The organism is Mycobacterium sp. ML4, assembly GCF_054515735.1.
On record NZ_JBTNSY010000065.1, the window covers coordinates 1 to 2,940 of the forward strand.

The 2,940-nt window shown below is 67.3% G+C and carries 3 protein-coding genes; 2 read left to right on the forward strand and 1 reads right to left on the reverse strand.

The annotated features are described in order from the left end of the window. Positions 1–5: 5 nt before the first annotated feature. Positions 6–629, reverse strand: a complete 624-nt coding sequence (gene upp, locus ACX9NE_RS29145) for a uracil phosphoribosyltransferase (protein ID WP_459365241.1) — start codon at positions 627–629, stop codon at positions 6–8. Between the two features lie 93 nt (positions 630–722). Between upp and ACX9NE_RS29150 the strand changes: the two genes are divergently transcribed. Further along, positions 723–1,586, forward strand: a complete 864-nt coding sequence (locus ACX9NE_RS29150; protein WP_459365242.1) for an alkaline phosphatase family protein — start codon at positions 723–725, stop codon at positions 1,584–1,586. A 33-nt stretch (positions 1,587–1,619) separates the two neighbouring features. Further along, positions 1,620–2,921, forward strand: a complete 1,302-nt coding sequence (satS, locus tag ACX9NE_RS29155) for a protein export chaperone SatS (RefSeq protein ID WP_459377754.1) — start codon at positions 1,620–1,622, stop codon at positions 2,919–2,921. Positions 2,922–2,940 lie beyond the last annotated feature (19 nt).

Below are 2,940 nucleotides of genomic sequence, written 5' to 3' on the forward strand. Positions count from 1 at the left end.
GCCGCTCAGCGCGGCCCGAACTGGCGATCGCCCGCGTCGCCCAGGCCGGGCACGATGAACGCCGTCTCGTTCAGCCCCTCGTCGATCGCCGCCGTGTACAGCCGCGCATTGGGCGCCACCTTCTCGACCGCGGCGATGCCTTCCGGCGCCACGCACACGCACAGCACGGTGATGTCCGTCGCCCCGCGCGACAGCAGCAAGCCGATCGTGTACACCATCGACCCTCCGGTGGCCAGCATCGGGTCGAGGATCATCACCGGCAGGTCGCTCAGGTCGTCGGGCAGCGATTCCAGGTAAGGCACCGGTTGATGGGTTGTCTCGTCGCGGGCCACACCGACAAAGCCCACATGGGCCTCCCGCAGCGCCGTGTGCGCCTCGTCGACCATGCCCAGCCCGGCCCGCAGCACGGGCACCAGTAGCGGCGGTCTGGCCAGCCGCACCCCGACCGTCTCACCGACCGGCGTGCGAATCGCCACCGGCTCGATAGGTGCATCACGGGTGGCCTCGTAGACCAGCATCAGTGTCAGTTCGCGCAGCGCGGCGCGAAAGGCGGCGTTGTCGGTGCGCTCGTCGCGCAGCACGGTCAGCCGCGCGGCCGCCAGCGGGTGGTTGATGACGTGGACGTCCACGGCAAGTGACCTTATATAACAATCGGATTCAGGCCTGCTGACACGCGCGTCTGAGTCCGGCCGCGGCGCTGCGGCCGCCCCTATACTCCCGGCATGCGCGGGCTCCGACGGCATCTGACCAGGGTTTTCTGGGCTCTGGCCACGGTTGCGGCATTCCTGGTGCCCGCGCCCCGCATTACGCTGGCCGCGGCCACGCTGCCGTCCTTCTCGCACGTGGTGATCGTGATCGAGGAGAACCGGTCCCAAACCAACATCATCGGCAACCAGTCGGCGCCGTTCATCAACGCGCTGGCCGCGGGGGGCGCCATGATGGCGCAGTCGTTCGCCGAGACACACCCCAGCGAACCGAACTATCTGGCGCTGTTCGCCGGCAGCACCTTCGGGCTCACCAAGGACAGCTGCCCGGTCGACGTCGGAGCCCAGGCGAACCTCGCGTCGGAGTTACTGGCCAGCGGCCACACCTTCGGCGGCTACTCCGAGGACCTGCCTGCGGTCGGCTCGACGGCCTGCACTGCGGGCAAGTACGCACGCAAGCACGTGCCCTGGGTCAATTTCAGCAACGTTCCGCCTGCAGTCTCGGTGCCGTTCTCCGCCTTCCCGGCGCCGAACGGTTACGCGGGTCTGCCTACGGTGTCGTTCGTCATCCCCAACAACGACAACAACATGCACGACGGCTCGATCGCCCAGGGTGACGCCTGGCTGAACAGCCGGATGTCGGCGTACGCCAACTGGGCCAGAACCAACAACAGCCTGCTGATAGTCACCTGGGACGAGGACGACGGCGGCCCCCGCAACCAGATCCCGACGGTGATCTACGGCGCGCACGTCAAGCCCGGCAGCTACAACGAAACCATCTCCCACTACAACGTGCTGGCCACGCTGGAAGAGATGTACGGGCTGCCCAAGACGGGTTATGCAGCGACTGCTCCGGCGATCGCCACTATTTGGGGCGGATAAGCGCCGGCAGGCCGGGTCGCTATTGTGTGCCGCATGGCTGCTGACCTCGTGCCCATCCGCCTGAGCCTGTCCGAGGGTGACCGCTACACACTGTGGGCGCCCCGCTGGCGCGACTCCGGGGACGAGTGGGAGGCGTTCCTGGGCAAGGACGAGGACCTGTACGTCTTCGAGAGCGTCGCGGACCTGACCGCGTTCGTCCGCGGCGACGCCGACAACGACCTGGTCGACCACCCAGGGTGGAAAGACATCACCGAAGCGCACGCGCACAAGCTGGACCCTGCGCAGGACAAACGGTTCGACCTGGTCGCGGTGGAGGAACTGGTCGCCGAGAAGCCGACCGAGGAGTCGGTGGCCGCGCTGGCCGGAACGCTGGCGATCGTGTCGTCCATCGGGTCGGTGTGCGAGTTGCCGGCGATCTCGAAGTTCTTCAACGGCAATCCCACCTTGGGCACCGTGTCCGGCGGTATCGATCACTTCACCGGCAGGGCGGGCCGCAAACGCTGGGACGCCATCGCCGAGATCATCGGGCGCAGCTGGGATGACGTGCTCAAGGCCATCGACGAGTTGGTCAGCACGCCCGAGGTGGACGAGAAGCTGGCGAAGCAGGCCGAAGAGGAACTCGAGGAGGAGCGCGAGGAAGAAGAGCCCGCGGAAACGGACGAGGCCGAAGAGAGCGCGCCGGAGTCCGCCGAGGAGGCCGAGGAGGACAGCGACGACGACGAAGACCAGGAAGAAGGGGAAGACGAGGATGAGCGCGCGGAGGGCGACACGGTCGTGCTCGGCAGCGACGACGACTTCTGGGCGCATGTCGGCATCGACCCGATCCAGATCATGACCGGCGCGGGCACGTTCTACACGTTGCGCTGCTACCTCGATGACCGCCCGATCTTCCTGGGCCGCAATGGTCGGATCAGCGTGTTCAGCTCGGAGCGGGCGCTGGCCCGCTACCTTGCCGACGAGCACGACCACGACCTGTCGGATCTGGCGACCTACGACGACATCCGTACCGCTGCCACCGACGGTTCGCTCAAGATCGACATCACCGACGAGAACGTCTACGTGCTTAGCGGGCTGGCCGACGATTTCGCCGACGGGCCGGAGGCGGTCGACCGCGAGCAGCTCGACCTGGCTGTCGAACTGCTGCGCGACATCGGCGACTACTCCGAGGAGAGCACCGTCGACAAGGCGCTGGACAAGGGCAAGCCGCTGGGCAAGTTGATCGCTTACGTGCTCGAGCCGGATTCCGAGAGCAAGCCCGCCGGGCCGTACGCCGCGGCGGTGCGGGCGTGGGAGAAGCTCGAATCCTTCGTGGAGTCGCGGCTCAGGCGCGAGTAGCGCCGCGGGCCGGCGACGA

Coding starts and splice junctions, on each gene's coding strand:
- satS (WP_459377754.1), top strand. CDS start 1,620: ATGGCTGCTGACCTCGTGCCCATCCGCCTGAGCCTGTCCGAGGGTGAC.
- ACX9NE_RS29150 (WP_459365242.1), top strand. CDS start 723: ATGCGCGGGCTCCGACGGCATCTGACCAGGGTTTTCTGGGCTCTGGCC.